The organism is Capnocytophaga sp. HP1101 (assembly GCF_054772415.1).
Genome location: NZ_BPUU01000012.1, coordinates 1 through 17,576, shown reverse-complemented (window position 1 = coordinate 17,576; position 17,576 = coordinate 1). Strand labels below are relative to the sequence as shown.

Annotated in this window: 12 protein-coding genes; 6 read left to right on the top strand and 6 right to left on the bottom strand. The window is 44.1% G+C overall.

Annotation, left to right across the window (positions count from 1 at the left end; translation table 11 throughout):
- Positions 1–74: 74 nt before the first annotated feature.
- The 3 genes from RCZ04_RS08720 to RCZ04_RS08710 all read right to left on the bottom strand — a co-directional run bounded on the left by RCZ04_RS08720 (position 75) and on the right by RCZ04_RS08710 (position 5,294).
- Positions 75–4,061 carry a DEAD/DEAH box helicase gene (locus RCZ04_RS08720; RefSeq protein WP_460485656.1) on the bottom strand — a complete coding sequence of 1,329 codons (3,987 nt, stop codon included), beginning with the start codon at positions 4,059–4,061 and terminating at the stop codon, positions 75–77.
- A gap of 136 nt (positions 4,062–4,197) precedes the next feature.
- The gene (locus tag RCZ04_RS08715) at positions 4,198–4,422 is read right to left on the bottom strand and encodes a hypothetical protein (protein ID WP_460485655.1); all 225 of its coding nucleotides are present in this window, start codon (positions 4,420–4,422) and stop codon (positions 4,198–4,200) included.
- A gap of 152 nt (positions 4,423–4,574) precedes the next feature.
- Positions 4,575–5,294, bottom strand: a complete 720-nt coding sequence (locus tag RCZ04_RS08710) for a tRNA1(Val) (adenine(37)-N6)-methyltransferase (RefSeq protein ID WP_460485654.1) — start codon at positions 5,292–5,294, stop codon at positions 4,575–4,577.
- A gap of 980 nt (positions 5,295–6,274) precedes the next feature.
- On the opposite strand from RCZ04_RS08710, the gene RCZ04_RS08705 reads away from it, so the two are divergent.
- From RCZ04_RS08705 to RCZ04_RS08695, 3 genes are all read left to right on the top strand, one after another.
- The gene (locus RCZ04_RS08705) at positions 6,275–6,682 is read left to right on the top strand and encodes a hypothetical protein (RefSeq protein ID WP_460485653.1); all 408 of its coding nucleotides are present in this window, start codon (positions 6,275–6,277) and stop codon (positions 6,680–6,682) included.
- Positions 6,682–7,200, top strand: coding sequence for a J domain-containing protein (locus RCZ04_RS08700; RefSeq protein ID WP_460485652.1), 519 nt, complete (start codon positions 6,682–6,684; stop codon positions 7,198–7,200). Before RCZ04_RS08705 ends, RCZ04_RS08700 begins: the two co-directional genes overlap by 1 nt.
- 151 nt (positions 7,201–7,351) lie before the next feature.
- Positions 7,352–8,314, top strand: a complete 963-nt coding sequence (locus RCZ04_RS08695; RefSeq protein WP_460485651.1) for a LuxE/PaaK family acyltransferase — start codon at positions 7,352–7,354, stop codon at positions 8,312–8,314.
- 20 nt (positions 8,315–8,334) lie between these two features.
- Here the strand turns inward: RCZ04_RS08695 and RCZ04_RS08690 are convergent, their stop codons facing one another.
- Positions 8,335–8,577 (bottom strand): Sec-independent protein translocase subunit TatA/TatB, encoded by a 243-nt coding sequence (locus RCZ04_RS08690; RefSeq protein ID WP_460485650.1) that lies wholly within the window; start codon positions 8,575–8,577, stop codon positions 8,335–8,337.
- Between the two features lie 147 nt (positions 8,578–8,724).
- On the opposite strand from RCZ04_RS08690, the gene RCZ04_RS08685 reads away from it, so the two are divergent.
- The 3 genes from RCZ04_RS08685 to RCZ04_RS08675 all read left to right on the top strand — a co-directional run bounded on the left by RCZ04_RS08685 (position 8,725) and on the right by RCZ04_RS08675 (position 11,153).
- Positions 8,725–9,699, top strand: a complete 975-nt coding sequence (locus RCZ04_RS08685; RefSeq protein WP_460485649.1) for a peptidoglycan DD-metalloendopeptidase family protein — start codon at positions 8,725–8,727, stop codon at positions 9,697–9,699.
- Between the two features lie 326 nt (positions 9,700–10,025).
- Positions 10,026–10,805, top strand: a complete 780-nt coding sequence (locus tag RCZ04_RS08680; RefSeq protein WP_460485648.1) for a DUF695 domain-containing protein — start codon at positions 10,026–10,028, stop codon at positions 10,803–10,805.
- Between the two features lie 15 nt (positions 10,806–10,820).
- Positions 10,821–11,153, top strand: coding sequence for a MerR family transcriptional regulator (locus tag RCZ04_RS08675; protein WP_460485647.1), 333 nt, complete (start codon positions 10,821–10,823; stop codon positions 11,151–11,153).
- Positions 11,154–11,224: 71 nt separating this feature from the next.
- Here the strand turns inward: RCZ04_RS08675 and RCZ04_RS08670 are convergent, their stop codons facing one another.
- Together RCZ04_RS08670 and RCZ04_RS08665 are read right to left on the bottom strand one after the other, a co-directional pair.
- A complete protein-coding gene (locus tag RCZ04_RS08670) occupies positions 11,225–13,228 on the bottom strand; it encodes a beta-galactosidase (RefSeq protein WP_460485646.1) in 2,004 nt (667 codons plus the stop codon).
- A 106-nt stretch (positions 13,229–13,334) separates the two neighbouring features.
- Entirely contained in the window at positions 13,335–17,378 is a 4,044-nt protein-coding gene (locus tag RCZ04_RS08665) for a hybrid sensor histidine kinase/response regulator transcription factor (RefSeq protein ID WP_460485645.1), read from the bottom strand.
- Positions 17,379–17,576: the final 198 nt, after the last annotated feature.

Below are 17,576 nucleotides of genomic sequence, written 5' to 3'. Positions count from 1 at the left end.
AAAAGCGACTCCTCAGGAGTCGCTTTTTTATTTTTCTTGTTACGGTCTTTCTGATATTCCACCTGTCCGTGCACTTATTTCGCCCATTTTCGCTTGTAATCAAAGCCGGCGCCTTGCAGGATTTTTTCCTTGTGGAGGTCTTCCAAATAGGCTAAATCGTTGTTGTAAAGAGGCTTGCTGAGGCATTCTATCGCTACGGGCTTGCCTTCTTTGGGCTCTAAGAGGATGTCGATAGTGTAACCGCCAAACTCGTAGTCCATCGTGATGTGCTGGTCGGGGTATTTTTCTTGTAGCTGACGATAGGTTTGCTCCTTGAAGGCACTTTGGCGCGCTTGGGCTATATCGGTGTGCTTGTGGCCGTAGAGGTCGAGTTCTGCCAAAATCTCACGGCGCAAAGCGTCATTGCCACTGCTTACTGCACGGGCGTAGGCGAGATAGGCGTAAAGCACTGCCCGACGGTTGTTGGCACCTTCTTGGGCTAAAGCCTCTTTGTAGCTGTTTAAAAACTCTTCGGGAATGGAGTTGCACACGTATATTTCTTCTTTCGCGCGGGTGATGATCACGTTCAGCAGTTTGTAGCCTTTGGTGAAGTTCAGCGGACCGAAACTTTGGGTGAACTTGCCTCCTTTCTTCTTGCCATAAGTTACTGATAAGATGATGATATCGCGCTCATCGCCTTGGATATTTTCTAAGTTCTTAACGAAAAGTCCCGCTTGTTCTAAGGCAGCGATTTTCTCGCGGAAAGCGATTTCGGCGGGGTCGTTTTGCTTTTGCAAGATTTGCTTGCGGATGTAGTTGCGCTGGGTGATATTGAAAGTCGCAATCCCCACCGATGGGTAAGTGCCATCTTCACGGGGCTGAATGTCAGAGAGAATGCGCAACACTTCGGTGGCTTCCTCGCGGTTGATATGGTCATCGAAAGTGCCGTTCACCTGCGTAAAGTGAATAGGCAGCCCGCCTTGCCGGCTGGGCAGCGGACGCAAACGGGCGTTGTAAAAGGCGTGGTTCGAGAAGTCGATGAGGTAGGGGTGTTTGGAACGGTAATGGAAGTCTAAATGGTTCTTACTGAATTGGTATTCAAGGGCGTAATCGAGCAACGACTCGATGTTGAGCATTGCGTTTTTGTAGGTGAGCACTTCGTCTTCCTCCTCGTTGTCGTCCTCATCTTCGGCGGTGCCTTCAAACACCTTGCTAAAGTAGTTGGACGGTGGCATTTGGTGTTCATCACCTGCGATAATCACGGTTTTGCCCTTGAGCATTGCCGGCAGGTTGTCTTCGAGTTTCAGCTGACTCGCCTCGTCAAACACCACATTGTCAAAATAGAAGTTTTTGCCCTCAAACAGGTTGCAACAAGCATCGGGGGTGGTGAGGATAATGGGGAAGAAAGTAGTGAACAAATCAGTGTCCCTCATTGCGATTTGTCGCAAAGGCAGACGGTTGTGTTTTTCGCTTTTGCGCTTGTTGTAGAGGTTGGCCACGGTGAGGTCTTTGTTCAGGTCTTCAAAAGCTTTCACGGCTTTGCGTTGTTGGGCATTCCAATAACCCTCGATAAAATCCTTTTGAGAGGACGCAAAGTGGCGCAATTGCTGTTTGAAATCGGCGTAATCACGCTCGTTGAAATTCAGTGTATCATCGGCTTTTTGTTGCAAGAGCAGGGTGTAATAGGCATAGAGGAAAGAGGCTTCCCAATGGCTTACTTTGGTGAGTGAGAGCACGATGCGCTCTTGAAAGTCGGTCAGTGACTGGAAGAAGGCGAACCATTCGTATTGAGCTACCAAGGGTTGTGAACCATCTGACTGATACTCATTGTAAGTCGCTAAAGTATTTGTAATGTAAGTTGCAAAATCTGCAAATGAGTTGCCAAAATTGACATTGTCGAGCCAGCGATCGGCTTCTATGCGGTTTTTGAGGGTTTTCACCAGACTCACGAGCTTGTCTAAATCGGCATTCGCAAAAGTGTGGTCGTAGTAATTCAGCAGGTCTAAGGCGGCGAAATCGTCGTTGCACTTGTGGTCAAAATCGGTTTGTGCTTGGGTAATGGCAGTGCTGTAATCGGCGATGACTGCTTTGTTGAGCAGTAGGTTATCCGAAATAGCAATCGACGAAAAGTTGCGGTGCATACACAGCGCTTTGATAGCCGTGCTGAGCTGCTGCAAGCGTTTTTGGGTTTTGAGTATTTGTTTTTTCTCGGAAGAAAACAGTGCGCCAAGTTTGTAGAAAAAGCCATTGGTGACTTCCAGTTGATAGACGGGCGAAGTAGGAGAGAGGGTTGCGGTAAGCAACTCATATTCATTGCGATATTCGGCTAAAACCGACAGTTGTTGGGTAAACTCCTCTTTGCGCTTGTGCAGGTAATAAGCCTTGTACACCTCTACTTGCTGCTGAATAGCCTCCCACTGCTGGGCGTACTGTTTGAAACTTTCAGCTACCTGCTGTTGGGTGTTGAACAGATTGGTAGCAGTGAGCTTTTGAGGGTTAAAAAGGTGATTTTGAGCGTAAGGGGCATACCGCTGATAGAGGGCTTCCCCTTGTCGCCACAGTGGTGTGAGTGCGGCGTACTCTTCCTCAGTAAACTGAAAGCTAAAGGCCGATAGGTCTAACTCTTCTCTCTCATTTTCAAAGCGCAATAGTTCTGCCATTACGTCCGTCCACGTGAGTTGGTTGAGGAGAGGCTCATTGAGTTTGTGGTGAATTGCGTTGATATTGCCTGTGAGTTGGCGCATCGCTTGCACCTGCTGGGCGAGCAGATTTTCGGGATAAGCCTGCGTTTCTTTCTTAAACTCAGCATTGTCGATGCAGTTGCGCACGGCATCTACGATAAACTTACGGTCGGCAATGGCATCTTTAATCATTGTGCAATACCTGCCCAAACCTTTGTTTTGCAAGGCGTTGTAGAGCACTTCCAAAGCCGTTTGCTTCTCGCATACCACAAGTGTTTTCTGTTTGTTCTCCAAGGCGTTAATCAGGATAGCCGTGAGCGTCTGACTCTTGCCAGTACCTGGAGGACCTTGAATGAGGATTTTCTGCTGACTTTTCAGCGATTCCAAAATCGACTGTTGGGAGGGGTCGGTTTCAATAGCGCTGAGCGATTGGAAAGCCTCATTAGGAGCGGACTCCAAAGGTTGGAACTCCTTTTTGAGGGTTTCGTAGTCGTTGATAATGTTCTGTTTTTGCACCTCAAAGAGCGAGAGGATGCCGCATTTTTCGATAAAAGCATCCCCTTTGTTGGGCAGCAGTTCTTCATATTCCGCTTTGGTTTTGAGGGGAAGGATTTCAGTGTAGTTGTTCAGCAAGAAATCCAAGTTTTGGGTTACCTTCAGCTGAGAGAGGATATCCGAACAAAGGGTATGCAGTTCCGGCTTGTCGATTTTGCCGTCCTCCAGCATCTCATCGGGAATGGGTTTGAGATTTACGCCCGAATCGTTTTGCAGGTGGTTGATGAGCACCTCGTTCAGGTAAATAGGGTCGTCCTCATTACGACTAATCACCCACGTGTTCATTTGGGTAGCGGGTTTGATTTTCACCTGCCAAATCAGCACAGGAGCCGCCGTAAGCTGACCGTCGCTCATATCGCGACGCAACAGTATAGGGAAACCAAAACCCAAGGTGTTCACCCCTTTTTCCGAAGTTATTACCTCGTTTTGGAACATCAGGTTCTCGATGCTATCCACGAGTTTTTCAAGCGCAGCTTCCCGAGTCCCTTTCTTAGAGGTAGCTATTGAGATCTCAAAGTTAGGGGTGTTATCGTCACCCATTCCCCCCTTGAGGGGGGTCAGGGGGATGTTACTCTCTGTTTTTTCATTCACTTTATAGGCTTCTCTTCCTGCCCCTCTATGGTCAATATCTGTACTTTCGGTATCGTGAATAGAAAACGAGAAATTGAGGTTGCGCAGGGTGAGCAAGTCGAGGATAAAGCGCTCTGGCAGACTCTTGAAGATAGCTGAGAGTCGAGCAATGTCGAACTTATAGCGCGAAGCTCCAGGAATCACATTGAGGTGTACGCCCCGGCGGTTACCTACTTTCAGTTTGTTTTGGAATGTGGTAAAGATTTCTTGGTTCATTTTCTGTGAAATGCTAAAATAACGAGGCAAAGGTAGTGTATAATGAATAAATAAGCAAATTCACTTCTTGATTCATATTAACAATATGTTTCTTTACTTCAAATATTCTCAAGGAACTTCTTCTTCACTTTCATAACTAATCTATATACTCCTCAAACCACTCTTGCACCTTCTCTTCTTTAATTGCAAAAGGAGCACAGGCAGCCAACTGCTGTAGAGCTTCGGCGGTATCGGCACGTTCTTCAGTTTCGATGTTAGGCAGGCTGTTTATCACCTGCATAAGCGCTACTAATAACTCTTTAGCCTCTTTTTCATCTTTAGCCTTTTTAATAGCTTTGAGCGCAGCTTTGTAAGCTTTCATCGCTTTTTTGTTTACTCGCTTGTCGTGCTACGACCTTGCACCGTCTTAGCTTTGGTGAGAGTAGGTCAAAAGTAAAAGATAGTAAGCAAAAAGATATATTGATTGTTAATGATTTCTATTCAATGGTCAGATTACCCCCTTATCACGAATTCCTAACCCCTATTTCCCAAATTCAAATAAAAATCCTGTGTAAGAGCCCTATACGCCTCAGTATAACCCCCTCTTTCTTCTTCAATGATAAGCACATCAATCGGGTAGGAGTCAAGCTCCTCCCTGCCTAATAGCAACATACTGCGCTTTAGTTCGCTCTTGGTATTCCCTTTCGTATGAGTGATTTTCTGAGGGTAGAGCTCGTAACCCGACGCAAGAGTGATAAACCCTTCCGTCTCGGTATAAGGCAAGATAACACTAAAAACACCCCCGACCGATAGTAATTTGTTTACCCCCGCTAAAAGCTCCGAGAACGAAAGCGCATCGGTAAACCGAGCCGTGTTCCGTGCTTTCTCAGGCGTCTTATAGTCGGTAGTGTAAAACGGCGGATTCGAGATAATAAGGTCGTAGCGCTCGTCCATTTCCATAGCAAACTCCTGAAACGAAGCGTGATAACAAAACAAGCGGTCGCCCCACTCACTCTCCTCAAAGTTCTCCGTGCACTCTATATAAGCCTTTTCGTCAATTTCCACCGCATCAATCACAGTGGCATCACAGCGTTGCGCCAACATCAGCGCTAATAGACCCGTTCCCGCCCCAATATCCAATATACTTTCAGGCTTCTCCACAGGAGTCCACGCCCCCAATAGCACACTGTCCGTGCCAATCTTCATCGCACTGTGCGTTTGCTTTACGCTAAATTGCTTAAACTTAAACACCATTTATTGTTTTATCTTGTATAGTATGATTTCACTGTATAATAACTGTCGCACATTCCCCCTTTGGAGGTAGTCAGCGAGCTGGCACAGCTGAGTATGTGAATAGGGGGGAGGTTATCCCCCTTTGGAGATAGTCTGCGAGAGCAGAGTATGTGAATAGGGGGAGGTTATCCGAGTTTATCTGAGTCCCTCAGAGATACCCTAATTATCCTCCCTTTCTCTCTTTTATAGTTAATCATAATCAATCGCTTTTTCGGTATCTGTAGGGGCAAATCGCAATTTGCCCTCAAGGAATAAGTCTTTTATTCACCAATTACCCTTAAAAATAACCCATTTAATTCGCAATCTACTTTTGCCAGACAGTAAACTTAAGCAAAAATACAAAATAATAATCAATAACCAATCTTTTACTCCACATTTTTTCACCTTCAGAATAGCGCTTACTCACTTCGGAAATATATACCAAACAACCACCGTTAAAGCAGATTATTTTTCCATCAAAACCTCATTTCGCAGATGCCCACCTTTCAAAAATCCTACTTCTATCCTATAAGGTTCGTCCAAGATTCGTATAAGGTTCGTATAAGGTACCTATACCCACAGTATATTTTTCTTTTAATGAAAGTTCCCCTAACGGAAGAAAAATCAATAGAAAATTAGCAATATAAATCAAGAGTTGAAGAATAATTATCACTGATATATGCACACTGTCGCTTTTGCATCGCTAATTCCCCCTTTGGAAGGGGTTAGGGGGAGGTTTATAATCAATGAATTAATCCAACCCTTTGAAAAAGCAAATCCTTTATCCTTCTTTAATTTCTGTAGCGTAAACTACACTTTTTTAACTTAACTAATTTCGTGCGTTTGACCCATTCTCTAATCCCCTAATTTTCTAATTCTCTAATTTTAAAATTTGTATATTAAAAATTGTTTTTGTAGTTTTGCGCCCTCAGTGAAGAATTATATAATAAAATAAGCATACAATGATATATTATTCTATTCTCGCAATAAGCGTAGCATACCTCATCTATATACTTGTAATGCAGGGAACTACAAACTTAAAAAGAGAAAAATCCATTGAAGAAAAACGCCAAAAATGGCAAAATGCCTTGGTAGACGAAAAAGATACTAAAGATAGAATTATGGAGCTCATCAAAAGCGAATATGGTGAGCCCACTACAAGTTCCGTTGAAAAAGGCGTATACACCGAAGGTATGCCCGACTTTTTAGTAAAAATGGCTCTCGGTAAACCTTTAGAAGTCCAAAGTGCAGGCTTTAAAGGCTCTACTACCGAGCGTTGGCACTACAAAACCTTAGTGCTCACTTTCCAAAATAACAAACTCATCGGCTGGGAAAGCCACGATAATACCACTCAAAAAGCAAGATTATAATGTTAAAGGATTACTACGAAATATTAGGCGTTAGCCAAAAAGCATCCGATAATCAAATCCGTGATGCTTATAAAAAACTCGCCAAAGCTTATCACCCCGATAAACATCAGGGCGATGATTTCTTTGCCGAAAAATTTAAAAGCTTGCAAGAAGCTTATGCTGTCCTTTCTGACCCCGAAAGTCGTAAAGACTACGATGCCGACCTCGCCGCCGAACTAAAAGGACAAAAGAAACCTGAAGAACCTAAAAAGCAAGCTAAAAAGAAGACAGCACAAAAAAATAACGATAGTGCTTCCTCAAAAGCCCGTACCGTAAAAGATTTACCTTCTTTGATAGATATTTATTTCGAACAGAAAATCGCTACCGTTAAAACCCGTAAAGAGTACGACACTTTCTTAGCCTCTCCCAAAAAACACTACACCTCTTGGGTGAAAATTGTGCTTGTACTCCTTATCATTATTTTAAGCACTATCTTGTTAAACCCCTTTTTCGGTCTCCTAAAAGGACTTTTGCCTTAATATTGAAGTTGCTTTGTGCTGTAATTCCACTCCTTAAAAACTAAACAACATTTATTACTCAATTTCTGAGGCGTAAGCCTCATTAATTTTTTATTCATTTTTGTTCAATTTCTATAGCGTAAGCTATACTTCTTTTACAGTTGATTTTTTATTGAATTTCTTTTCAGAAAATACAGATTTTATCACTCTTGCCTTAGATACTTTTCGGTATCAATACGAAAACAACGAGGTATATCACCGTTTTTGTACCTTGCTGAAACGTACGCCTGAGCAGGTGCATAGCTTAGAGCAAATTCCCTTTCTCCCTATCGAATGTTTCAAAACTGAAAAAGTGTACTGCGGTGAAGGCGAACCTCAGCAAATCTTCACCAGCAGTGGTACGACAGGCGTGCAAACCTCCCGTCACTATGTGAAAGAACTTAGCTTCTATCAGCAAAGCTTTCGCAAAGGTTTTGAACTCTTCTATGGCAACATCGAAGATTATGTGGTGTTGGCATTGCTTCCCTCGTATTTAGAACGTACCGGCTCCTCGCTTATCACAATGGTAGATGACCTTATCAAGCGTTCCAAAAACAAATACAGTGGCTTTTACCTCAATGAATATGACCTCTTAGCTGAACGCTTGAAAGCATTAGACACTTCAGGTAAAAAAGTACTTCTCATAGGAGTTTCATTTGCGCTCCTCGATTTAGTAGAGCAACATACTTTCTCCTTAAAAAATACAATTGTAATGGAAACAGGAGGTATGAAAGGTAGACGCAAAGAACTCGTGCGTGAAGAGCTGCACGCTATCCTTTGCAAAGGGTTTGGTGTAGAGACCATTCACTCGGAATATGGAATGACTGAACTGCTTTCACAGGCATATTCATCAGGGAAGGGCGTTTATAAAAGCGTACCTTGGCTAAAAGTGCTCGTACGCGATACAAACGATGCGCTGAGCTATCTGCCTATAGGCAAAACCGGCGGACTAAACATCATTGATTTGGCTAATAGAGAGTCGTGTAGTTTTATTGCTACTCAAGATTTAGGAAAGCTACATCCCGACGGTAGTTTTGAAGTGTTAGGTCGTTTTGACAACGCGGATATTAGAGGCTGCAATTTGCTAATTAGTTAATGAGAAAATAAGTAAATTTTCTAATTCTCTAATTTGCCAATTGTTTCTTTCATCTTCTCAATTTCCTTTTGTGTATCTTCTACGATAGTGGTATCAATGCCTGAGCGTTCGGCACCGCGTTGTATTTCAGTTTTAATCTCATCGGTGGCGTCTCGCAATTGACGCATCGCTTTACCTAAACTGCGTGCGATACTTGGGAGCTTATCAGCCCCAAACAAGATGAGAACCATAAATAGGATAAATATAATTTCTGAAAAACCCATAAATTCAATTGACAATTAACAATTAACAATTAGCAAATGATAGCGGCACTTTCTAACGACTAATTACTAACGACTAAACCACTGCAAAATTACATTTTTTTCTTCATAAAAGAGCAAATATCATATTTTTTTTATACTTTTGCCCGTATGAAAAAGATAAAATATTATTATGACCCTGAAACGCTATCCTATAAACGGATTCATAATAGGAAGCGTACTAAGGTGCGCAATGCCTTGATATTCCTTACGGCAGCAGCACTTTTTGGGATTTTATTTTCTTTTATAATGATTAACTCGCGCTTGTTTTTCACCCCTCGCGAGGTGGTATTGGCGCGCGAGATAAAAACCTATGAGACCAATTACCAAATTCTTAACAAGAAAATGGAATTGGCTGAAGAGGTGCTTGCTGATCTTCAAGAACGCGATAACAATATGTACCGCCTTTACTTTAATGCGCCTATTATTCCTGATAGTATTCGCAAGGCGCTCAAAAACCCGAACCGCTATAAGGATTTGGAAAAATATGGCAACTCTAAGCTTATTGCAAGCACTAGTGAACGCTTAGATGTGCTCAGAAAGCAGTTGGTTGTACAATCAAAATCATTAGATGAGATTACTAAACTTTCAAAGGCAAAGGAGAAGTTTTTATCTTCGATTCCTGCCATTCAGCCTATTAATAATAAGGATTTAAAGCATATGGCTTCGGGCTATGGGTGGCGTACTGACCCTTTTACTAAAGCGCGTAAGTTTCATTACGGTATGGACTTCACGGCTCCTCAAGGTACGCCTATCTATGCTGCGGGCGATGGGGTAGTGGCACGTGCTGACAGCAATGCATCGGGTTATGGTAACCACATTCGCATTGACCACGGTTATGGTTATGTGACTCTTTATGGGCACTTATCAGCCTATAATGTGCGCGCCGGTCAGCACGTGAAGCGTGGCGACCTTATTGGTAGGGTAGGGAGCACGGGGCGTTCGGAAGCCCCCCACTTGCACTACGAAGTGATTAAAAATGGCGAGCACATCAACCCTATTCACTTCTACTACGGCAACCTTACCCCCAGCGAATACGCCGAGATGCTACACGTTTCGACTCAAGAAAATCAATCGCTTGACTAAGATGGGTAATAGTTAAGGGGAGTTGTAGAAAGGTATCGAAGAGATTCGAAAGAGAGAAGAGGGGGTTTTTGATGAGGAAAAGCTATTGGAAGGATACTCTTAGCTTATACAAAGCTTATACGAACCTTATACGAATCTTGGACGATTGTTATACAAAGGGTATATAAGTAATTGATTCATACTATAATACAACAATGCCAATAATGGCAAAAACGGGGTTTCGAGGCGAAAGAAAAAGGTCGTAGCACGACGGGCAGGAGGGAAATAGTATTTTGTTATATTGGATGGATATAGGTTATTGATTATAAATTGTTAATTTAACTCATATGACACAGAAAAATCTTCCGCAGAATTGGGATTTCTTTATGTGCCGTATTGAAGGCGTTCCGGCTTCTATACGGACGAATTTAGCGTTGTTTGAGATAGCTCCTCTTGAGGGGTTATCGGAACGGTTGCAGTTTTGCATAAAAATGAAGAGCCCAACGCCAGACGGTTTTCCTTCTAAAGAAGAATATCCTATACTTTGTGATATTGAAGATGCTATAGGCGACAAAGCAGAAGCTACAGGAGCGGTATTGGCAGGAGTGGTAAAAACTGAAGGTGTTTTGGAGCTTTGGTTTTACTGTGAGAATGCTGAAACCTTAGCAGAGACTTGCCAAGAGGTGTTGAGGACTTTTGAGGGGTATTTATTTCAATATTTTACTGCTGAAGATGCTCAATGGGAGGATTATTTTGACTTTCTTTATCCTGATGAGTTTTCTTACCAAACGATGCAGAATAGAAAAGTGCTAATGCAACTTGAGAAGAATGGTGATAAGATGGACGTACCTCGTGAGATTGACCATTTTATTTACTTCAAAAGAGAGGCGCAACAACAAGATTTTGCTAAGGAAGTGGAGGCAAAAGGCTATAGAGTGCGTTTGAGCGATGAGAAAACGGTAGAAGAACGAAAAGCTGAAGGTTATGCGCAACCTTATACCGTAGAGGCTACTCGTGAAGACAGTCCGTTAGATATTAACAATATTGTATGGGAGCTGATAGAGCTGGCGAGACCTTTTGAAGGGGAATACGACGGCTGGGGTTGTGTGAATGTAAGCGATAACTGATAATTTCTTAGAGGAATGGAAATTGTATTACCCGATAAACTGTATTACACTATAGGAGAAATAGCCAAGGCGTTTAATGTGAATGCATCGCTTATTCGCTTTTGGGAGAAAGAGTTTTCTATTATTAGTCCGAGGAAGACGACTTCGGGGAGCAGGAAGTTCTCTACCGATGATGTTAAGAAGCTCCAGCTGATTTATCATTTGGTAAAAGAGCAAGGCTATACTCTTGAGGGGGCACGACAACGCCTTAAGGAAGAGAAGCAGAAACCGCTTACAACTCTTGATGTGGTGACGAAGTTAGAACACGTAAGACAAACGCTTATTGATATTAAAGAGAGTCTTGAATAACAAAAAAGCTGTACGAATACACTTGTATTGTACAGCTTTTTTTTAGGAAAAAACATCAATGCTAATTGTATCTATTTCCAAAGAATCACCAGTGTTTCTTCGGAGGATAGGCGTATGGTATTACTTGTTGCGCTACCTCCCTTATCGGCAAATACTACTGAAGGGGTAACGCCTTTGGGGCAGCGCAATGCCAGCGAGGTAGCGTCAGGGCGTTTGTTAATGAGAATGGTGAGGTACTCATTGCCTTTGCGCATCGCGTACATCTGCACGCCTTTTTGGTAGCGTTCAAACTGAAATGGCACTGTGGGTTGTGTTTCGGTGAGTAGTAGGCGAGAAAGGGCTTCACTGTTGCCACTGCGCAAAGCGCCCAACCCTAAGAGCGATGGGAACCAAAAGGTCTCTCCCTTCACAAAGGAGTGTTTAGTTGCGAGAATGCTATTACCTTCTTGAGTTACGATTTGCCCTTTTGTATTGTATATACTGCCTTTCCAAAGGTGAGCAGGCAGAGGGTTGTTTTGGTAAGGTATGCTGAAATCGGAGGGGAGGCATTTTACTTCTTTGAGCGCTCCGCCCAATACGTCTTGCAAAGGAAAGCCCGTGTGGTGCAAGGCAAACATATTTTCGTCGTAAAAGCCACTGAGTCCTTCCATTATGAGTTTGCCACCTTTGCGTACAAAGTTGTGCAGAGGTTCCCAATAGCGCGATGGGAGGCTTATTTGTCCTGCTAAGACAATAGTTTCGCCTTTATATGAAGGTTGGTTCCAGTTGAACTCATCGAAGCTACCCAAATGGCTATTCACCCCATTTTCAAGCAAGGTTTCGTACATAGCAAACGCCGATTTCATCGCGCCCCCTGTATTGCGACCCTCGTAATCATTATCGGTATTGTTACTGAGTTGGGCTTTGTGTTCTACCCAAAGGGTTTCGCGGGTATAGAGAATATGAATATTCGCTACCACAGGTTGAAACCTACCAATGTTGATTTTTCTAAGTGTTTTGGCAACTTCGGAGGCAGCTGTAAGCCGGTCGGTAGGTTGGTTTTGGAAATCTACCAGTGCCCATTCGCCCGCTTCATCGCCCACGGCACGCGGGTTCAAGCACCAAAACAAGATGCGTTCCGCCCCGTTGCCTACGCTCGTCCACAGCCATTGGGTGATTTCTTCTTTGGTAGGGCAGAAGGCTTTATAACCGCTATAGGTGTTGTTGCCCCCTTGCAATTCGGTGACCCAAAAAGGCAGGTCACCAGCTCCTGAACGTATGATCGCGCAATTTGCCCCCAGCGCTGTAGCGTATTGGTTACGGCGGAACATCGTATAATGCCAACTGGGGTGTGCGGAAGCGCCTAACGAATGGAGGAAGCCACGCCACGCAGGGAAGTTGTATTCGGCGATGTTGCTAAATATTTGGTGGGAATTGACGTGCAAATAGGCTTTAGGGTCGTACTTTTTTACCTCATTCGCAATCCATTGCAGGTACCAAGTATTGTAGTAGAGCAAGAACTGTTGGGAGGTGAAATCTACTATCTTCGGATAACCTTTACTGTTGTACACAGGAGGGTTTAAGGATTTGAGCCATTCGCTTTTTTGAGCGTTTGCCAAAGCATCGTTGGGCACCCAACCCCCTGTACCTGGTTCGTTCATCAGCACCCAGCCGTAGAGGGCAGGTGAGGTTTTGAAATGAGTTACTACTTGCCTGATGTAAGTGGCAATTTCTTGCAAATGTGCTTCGGAATAAGGATGCTTAAACCCTCCTAATGAATTGTCTGGGGCAGCAGGAAAGAGCGTGCCTATAATCTTCACATTGTAGCGTTCGGCGGCTTTAAAAGCCTTGTCAAAGAGAGAGAAGTCCCAACTGCCGTCGGGGCGTTTCATATACGTTTCGAACATACGAATGCGGCAACAGTTCATCTGGTGGTCGCTTAGCAGTTTGAACCACGTATTGATTTGTTCATCAGTTTGGCCAGGTTCAATAAACACCTGAGCACCAATAGGTGAAACGGATGGTTGCGCTTTCACCGTGGTAGTGAGAGAAGCAACCACAAGGAAAAAAAGCCATATATAACTTCTCGAAAACATACAAATACTTTTTTGGTGGTACATTTTGTGGTGCAAAGATAAAGCTCTATAGTGTATAGATACTTATCATTTCCTTTAGAAAACTTATCAATATAGCTTAGGTGCTTTACTTTTCACTTTTATTTTTTAAATATTCTCGTGGCGAGACATTATAAAACTTCTTAAACGAGCGACTGAAGTTTGATAGCTCTTGATAACCTACCTTATATGCTACTTCCGAAATATTCAAATTACCTTGTTTCATCAGTTCGGTAGCGGCGGTCATACGTATTTGCACAATCACATTGTAAGGGGTGGTGTTCATAATCGCTTTTACCTTTTTAAACAACTGATTGGTGCTCATATTCAACTCAAAAGCGAGCGCATCAATACTGAACTCAGGGTCGCTGAGGTGCTCCATTACGATGTTGCTAATCTTATCGACGAACTCTTTCTTCCAAGGTTGCCCTACGAGTTTTTCGCGGTACACATTTAGGTTGGGGGAAGAACTGTACTGCTCCCACAGCTTCTTGCGCGAGAGTAAGATGTTCTCAATGCGCTTGCTGAGTATCTTTGCCGAGAAAGGTTTGGTGATGTAATCTTCCACTCCCAAACTGTAACCCTCTACCACTTGAGATTCCTTGTCCAAGGCAGTGAGCAGAATGATAGGGATATGGTTTGTTTTCTCGTTGGCGCACAGTTCTTTTACCATTGAAATACCATCGCGTTTGGGCATCATAATATCCGATACGATCAAGTCGGGGATATGAGCGATGGCGAGTTCTAATCCCTCTTCGCCGTCGCGCGCCAATAGCACGTGATAATGCTCGCTGAGGATATTTTGGATATAATTGCGCATATCCTCATTGTCTTCTACTACCAAGATGCTCTCTTCCTTATCGGTTGTAGCTTCTTCAGGAGGAGTCTCTTTTGCAGTTTGAGAAACGTCAATTTGCTGTAGGGTGATAGAAGCCTCATCGTGGAGCTGAGGTACGTCTAAAATAGGCAAGAACACGGTGAAGGTAGCGCCTTGTTGTTCTTCGCTTTCCACTTCGATGTGTCCTTTGTGCAAATCGACGAGGTCTTTGGTAAAGGCGAGCCCCAAACCCGCACCCTCGTTGTGGATTTCTTTTTGGCGTTTGCCTTGCAAGAAAGCGGTAAAGAGCTGTTGTTGTTCTTCTTGAGAGATGCCAATGCCCGTATCGGCTATTTTTATTTGCAAGTATTTTTGTTCCTGTTGTACTGCCGTGGAAATGAGCACGGTGATAGCGCCTTTTTCGGGGGTGTATTGGAAGGCATTCCCGATGAGATTGTAGAGAATTTTGTCTAACTTATCAGCATCGAAGGGCATCCACAGGCTGGGTACCGTACTTTTGATGGTGTACTGTATTTGTTTTTCCAAAGCGAGATAGCCAAAGGTTTCGCACACGCCTTTCACAAATTTCACCACATCGTCATACTGCAAGTTGAGCTCTAATTTGTTCTTCTCCAACTTTCTAAAGTCGAGTAACTGGTTGATGAGGCGCATCAGTTTTTGGGCATTGCGCAACATCATCGTGTATTTTTCTTTGTGTTGCTTAGGTGAATTCTCGTCGTCTACCATTTGGTTCAGCGGACCTACAATCAGCGAGAGCGGGGTTTTGAACTCGTGAGAGATGTTCGAGAAAAAGTTGGTCTTCATCTCGTTGATTTCGTACATTCGCTGGGCTTCCAATTGTGAGATGCGCAAGTTCTGTTTGTCTCTTTCCTTGATAGTGTAATACTTCACGATGAGCACGAGCAAGCCTATTGCCAAAAGGGCGTAGAGCATATAAGCCCAAGTAGTGCGCCAAAGCGGAGGGGCAACAATCAGCTTTATAGTAGTAGGTTGCTGGCTCCACACCCCGTCGTTGTTCGTAGCTTTTACTTTGAACACATAAGTGCCAGGGTTGAGGTTCGTATAGGTAGCGATGCGCTCGGAAGTGTCGTAAATCCAATCGTTGTCAAAACCTTCAAGCATATAGGCGTACTGGTTCTTGAACGATGCACGATAGTTCAATGCCGAAAAGCGGAACGAGATGACCGATTGCCAGTGCTTGAGGTGAATGCTTTGGGTCTCGTCAATTACCTTAGTGAGTACGCCTCCTTCTTCTGGCCGTACTGATTTGTTGAATATTTGAAAATCCGAAATGACTACTTTGGGCTGGGTTTGGTTCAATGTGAGTCGCTCAGGGTAGAAGGTATTAAAACCATCTTTTCCCCCAATGAGCAGTTCGCTGTCCTTAGCTTGGGCAAAAGCCCCTAATTCAAAACCTGAGTTCTGCAAGCCGTCGTACTCGTTGAACACTTGGAATTGCTTGTTTTGAGGCGTATACTTCAGTATTGCCGACGGAGTGCTCATCCACAGATTGCCACGGCTGTCCTCTGCCAAACCGAAGATAGGGTCGCCGTAGTCATTGCCTTTGCGGAGAATCAGTTCAAAGTGTTGCGCTTTTTTGTCGAACTTGTGTAGCCCCCCTTTGGTGCCTATCCACAGCGTGCCGTCTTTGCTCTCGTGTATAGCGGTGATAAAGTCGTTGCTCAGGGCGTGCGGGTCGTTTTTCAAGGCTGTAAAAGTGTGCTTGAGTTTCAGGTCGCGGGTGTAACAGCGCAAGCCTTTTTCGGTACCTACCCACAAAAGGAGGTCTTGATCGCGATACACTACGTGAGTTTTGTCTTCGGGGTAAATAATATTACCACTCTCAAACAAAGGGCTAAAAACCCCCGTAGCGGGCTGGTAGTTCATCGCCCCCAGCTCGGTAGCGAGCCAAAAGGAATTGTCCCAGTCCTTTGCTATTTGATAGACATTGCGGTAAGTGTAATTAGTTCCGGCAGGGGCAGGTATGGGCACTTCGCTAAAACGATTCGCTTGTGGACTGTACTTCACGAGGTAATTGGCATAATTGCCTATCCAGATATTGCCTTCTTTGTCCTCACAGAAAGCCTGATAGAGTTGCGTATTAGGGTTGTAGTTTTGGTTGCTAAACGCTTGCAAACTCTTCCTGTCGGGGCTCAATTTATCAATATGGTTGAGTCCGCCTATCCACAGGTTGCCCTTGCTGTCCTTAAAGATAGTGCGCACTTGTTTTTCCGAAAGAAAATTCTTGTACTTCACCCATTTGAACTGCGCCGGTGTCGGACTGAAATAGTAAATACCCGAGGCGGTACTCACCCACATCAGCTGGCTTTTATCTCGGTAGATGTGATTCACACTCTCATTGGCGAGTTGCGGGTTTGGTAAGTCGGTAATAGTGCGAGTGTGCTTGTTGAGCAGTTTGATGCCTTCGCTGGTTTCTATCCACAGCTTGCCTTGATTGTCGTTAGCTACCGAACGCACATTTACATTATGTGAACAGTTCGGCGCATTGCAAACGGTGTAACGCTGGTAATGCTTCTTTTTCTCATCTAAGCTGTACAAGCCACCGTGCGCTGAGGATACCCACACGTTGCCTTCACTGTCCTTATAGAGGTTGAAGATGTGTTTGCACACCTGCTCGTCGGTTGCGGTAGTTTGCCAATAAGGGTGTAACTTAAATTGTTTTTCCTTACGGTTGAAAGTATATACCCCACCGCCCCACGAACTGAGTACTAATGTGCCATTGGTGGCTACCATACCCGTGAGCGCGTTATTCAGCGGTTGGGAAGTGTTTTTGTCCTGAATGTCGTAATGGGTAAAGGTATCCGTTTGCGGGTTCAGCATATCCAATCCGCCACGGTCTACCGCTATCCAAATCATACCTGCCTCATCTTCTACAATTGCCGCCACATCGTTATAACACAAGCTGTTCGCGCCTTTTTGATGTTTGTAAGTCTTGAAAGCCCCCGTGCGCAAATTCAGTTGGCAGAGCCCTTCGCCCTTTAAGCCTATCCAAAGGTTGCGATGGCGGTCTTCAAACAAGCATCTAATGGAGTTTCCTCCTATGCTGTTCGCTGCCTGTGCATTGTGTTTGTACACCGTGATGTCATAACCGTCAAACTTGTGCAACCCGTCGTCAGTTCCTATCCAGATAAAACCTTTAGAATCCTGCAACATACTGGTTACCTCATTGCTCACCAAGCCGTTGTGGGTAGTGATTTTAGAGAGATACGCCAAATCCTGCGCACTCCCCGCCACCGACAACAAAACAAACACTATGTAAAATAGTTTCTTCATTTTTATATTTTGATTTTAACCTTTCTCCCTCCCTACATCTCCCCTTTTTTCTCTCGCTTTTCCGTCCCTACACTCCCCCTCTCTGAGGGGGCTAGGGGGAGGTTTCTCTCGCTTTTCCGTCACTAATTCCCCCTTTGAAGGTAGTCCGTGAGAGCGGAGTATGTGAATAGGGGGATGTGTCCTGTCCTAAAAAAGGTT

Bases quoted from the DNA above. Each gene is read 5' to 3' on its own strand.
- RCZ04_RS08720 (WP_460485656.1), bottom strand. From the start codon at position 4,061: ATGAACCAAGAAATCTTTACCACATTCCAAAACAAACTGAAAGTAGGT.
- RCZ04_RS08715 (WP_460485655.1), bottom strand. From the start codon at position 4,422: ATGAAAGCTTACAAAGCTGCGCTCAAAGCTATTAAAAAGGCTAAAGAT.
- RCZ04_RS08710 (WP_460485654.1), bottom strand. From the start codon at position 5,294: ATGGTGTTTAAGTTTAAGCAATTTAGCGTAAAGCAAACGCACAGTGCG.
- RCZ04_RS08705 (WP_460485653.1), top strand. From the start codon at position 6,275: ATGATATATTATTCTATTCTCGCAATAAGCGTAGCATACCTCATCTAT.
- RCZ04_RS08700 (WP_460485652.1), top strand. From the start codon at position 6,682: ATGTTAAAGGATTACTACGAAATATTAGGCGTTAGCCAAAAAGCATCC.
- RCZ04_RS08690 (WP_460485650.1), bottom strand. From the start codon at position 8,577: ATGGGTTTTTCAGAAATTATATTTATCCTATTTATGGTTCTCATCTTG.
- RCZ04_RS08685 (WP_460485649.1), top strand. From the start codon at position 8,725: ATGAAAAAGATAAAATATTATTATGACCCTGAAACGCTATCCTATAAA.
- RCZ04_RS08680 (WP_460485648.1), top strand. From the start codon at position 10,026: ATGACACAGAAAAATCTTCCGCAGAATTGGGATTTCTTTATGTGCCGT.
- RCZ04_RS08675 (WP_460485647.1), top strand. From the start codon at position 10,821: ATGGAAATTGTATTACCCGATAAACTGTATTACACTATAGGAGAAATA.
- RCZ04_RS08670 (WP_460485646.1), bottom strand. From the start codon at position 13,228: ATGTTTTCGAGAAGTTATATATGGCTTTTTTTCCTTGTGGTTGCTTCT.
- RCZ04_RS08665 (WP_460485645.1), bottom strand. From the start codon at position 17,378: ATGAAGAAACTATTTTACATAGTGTTTGTTTTGTTGTCGGTGGCGGGG.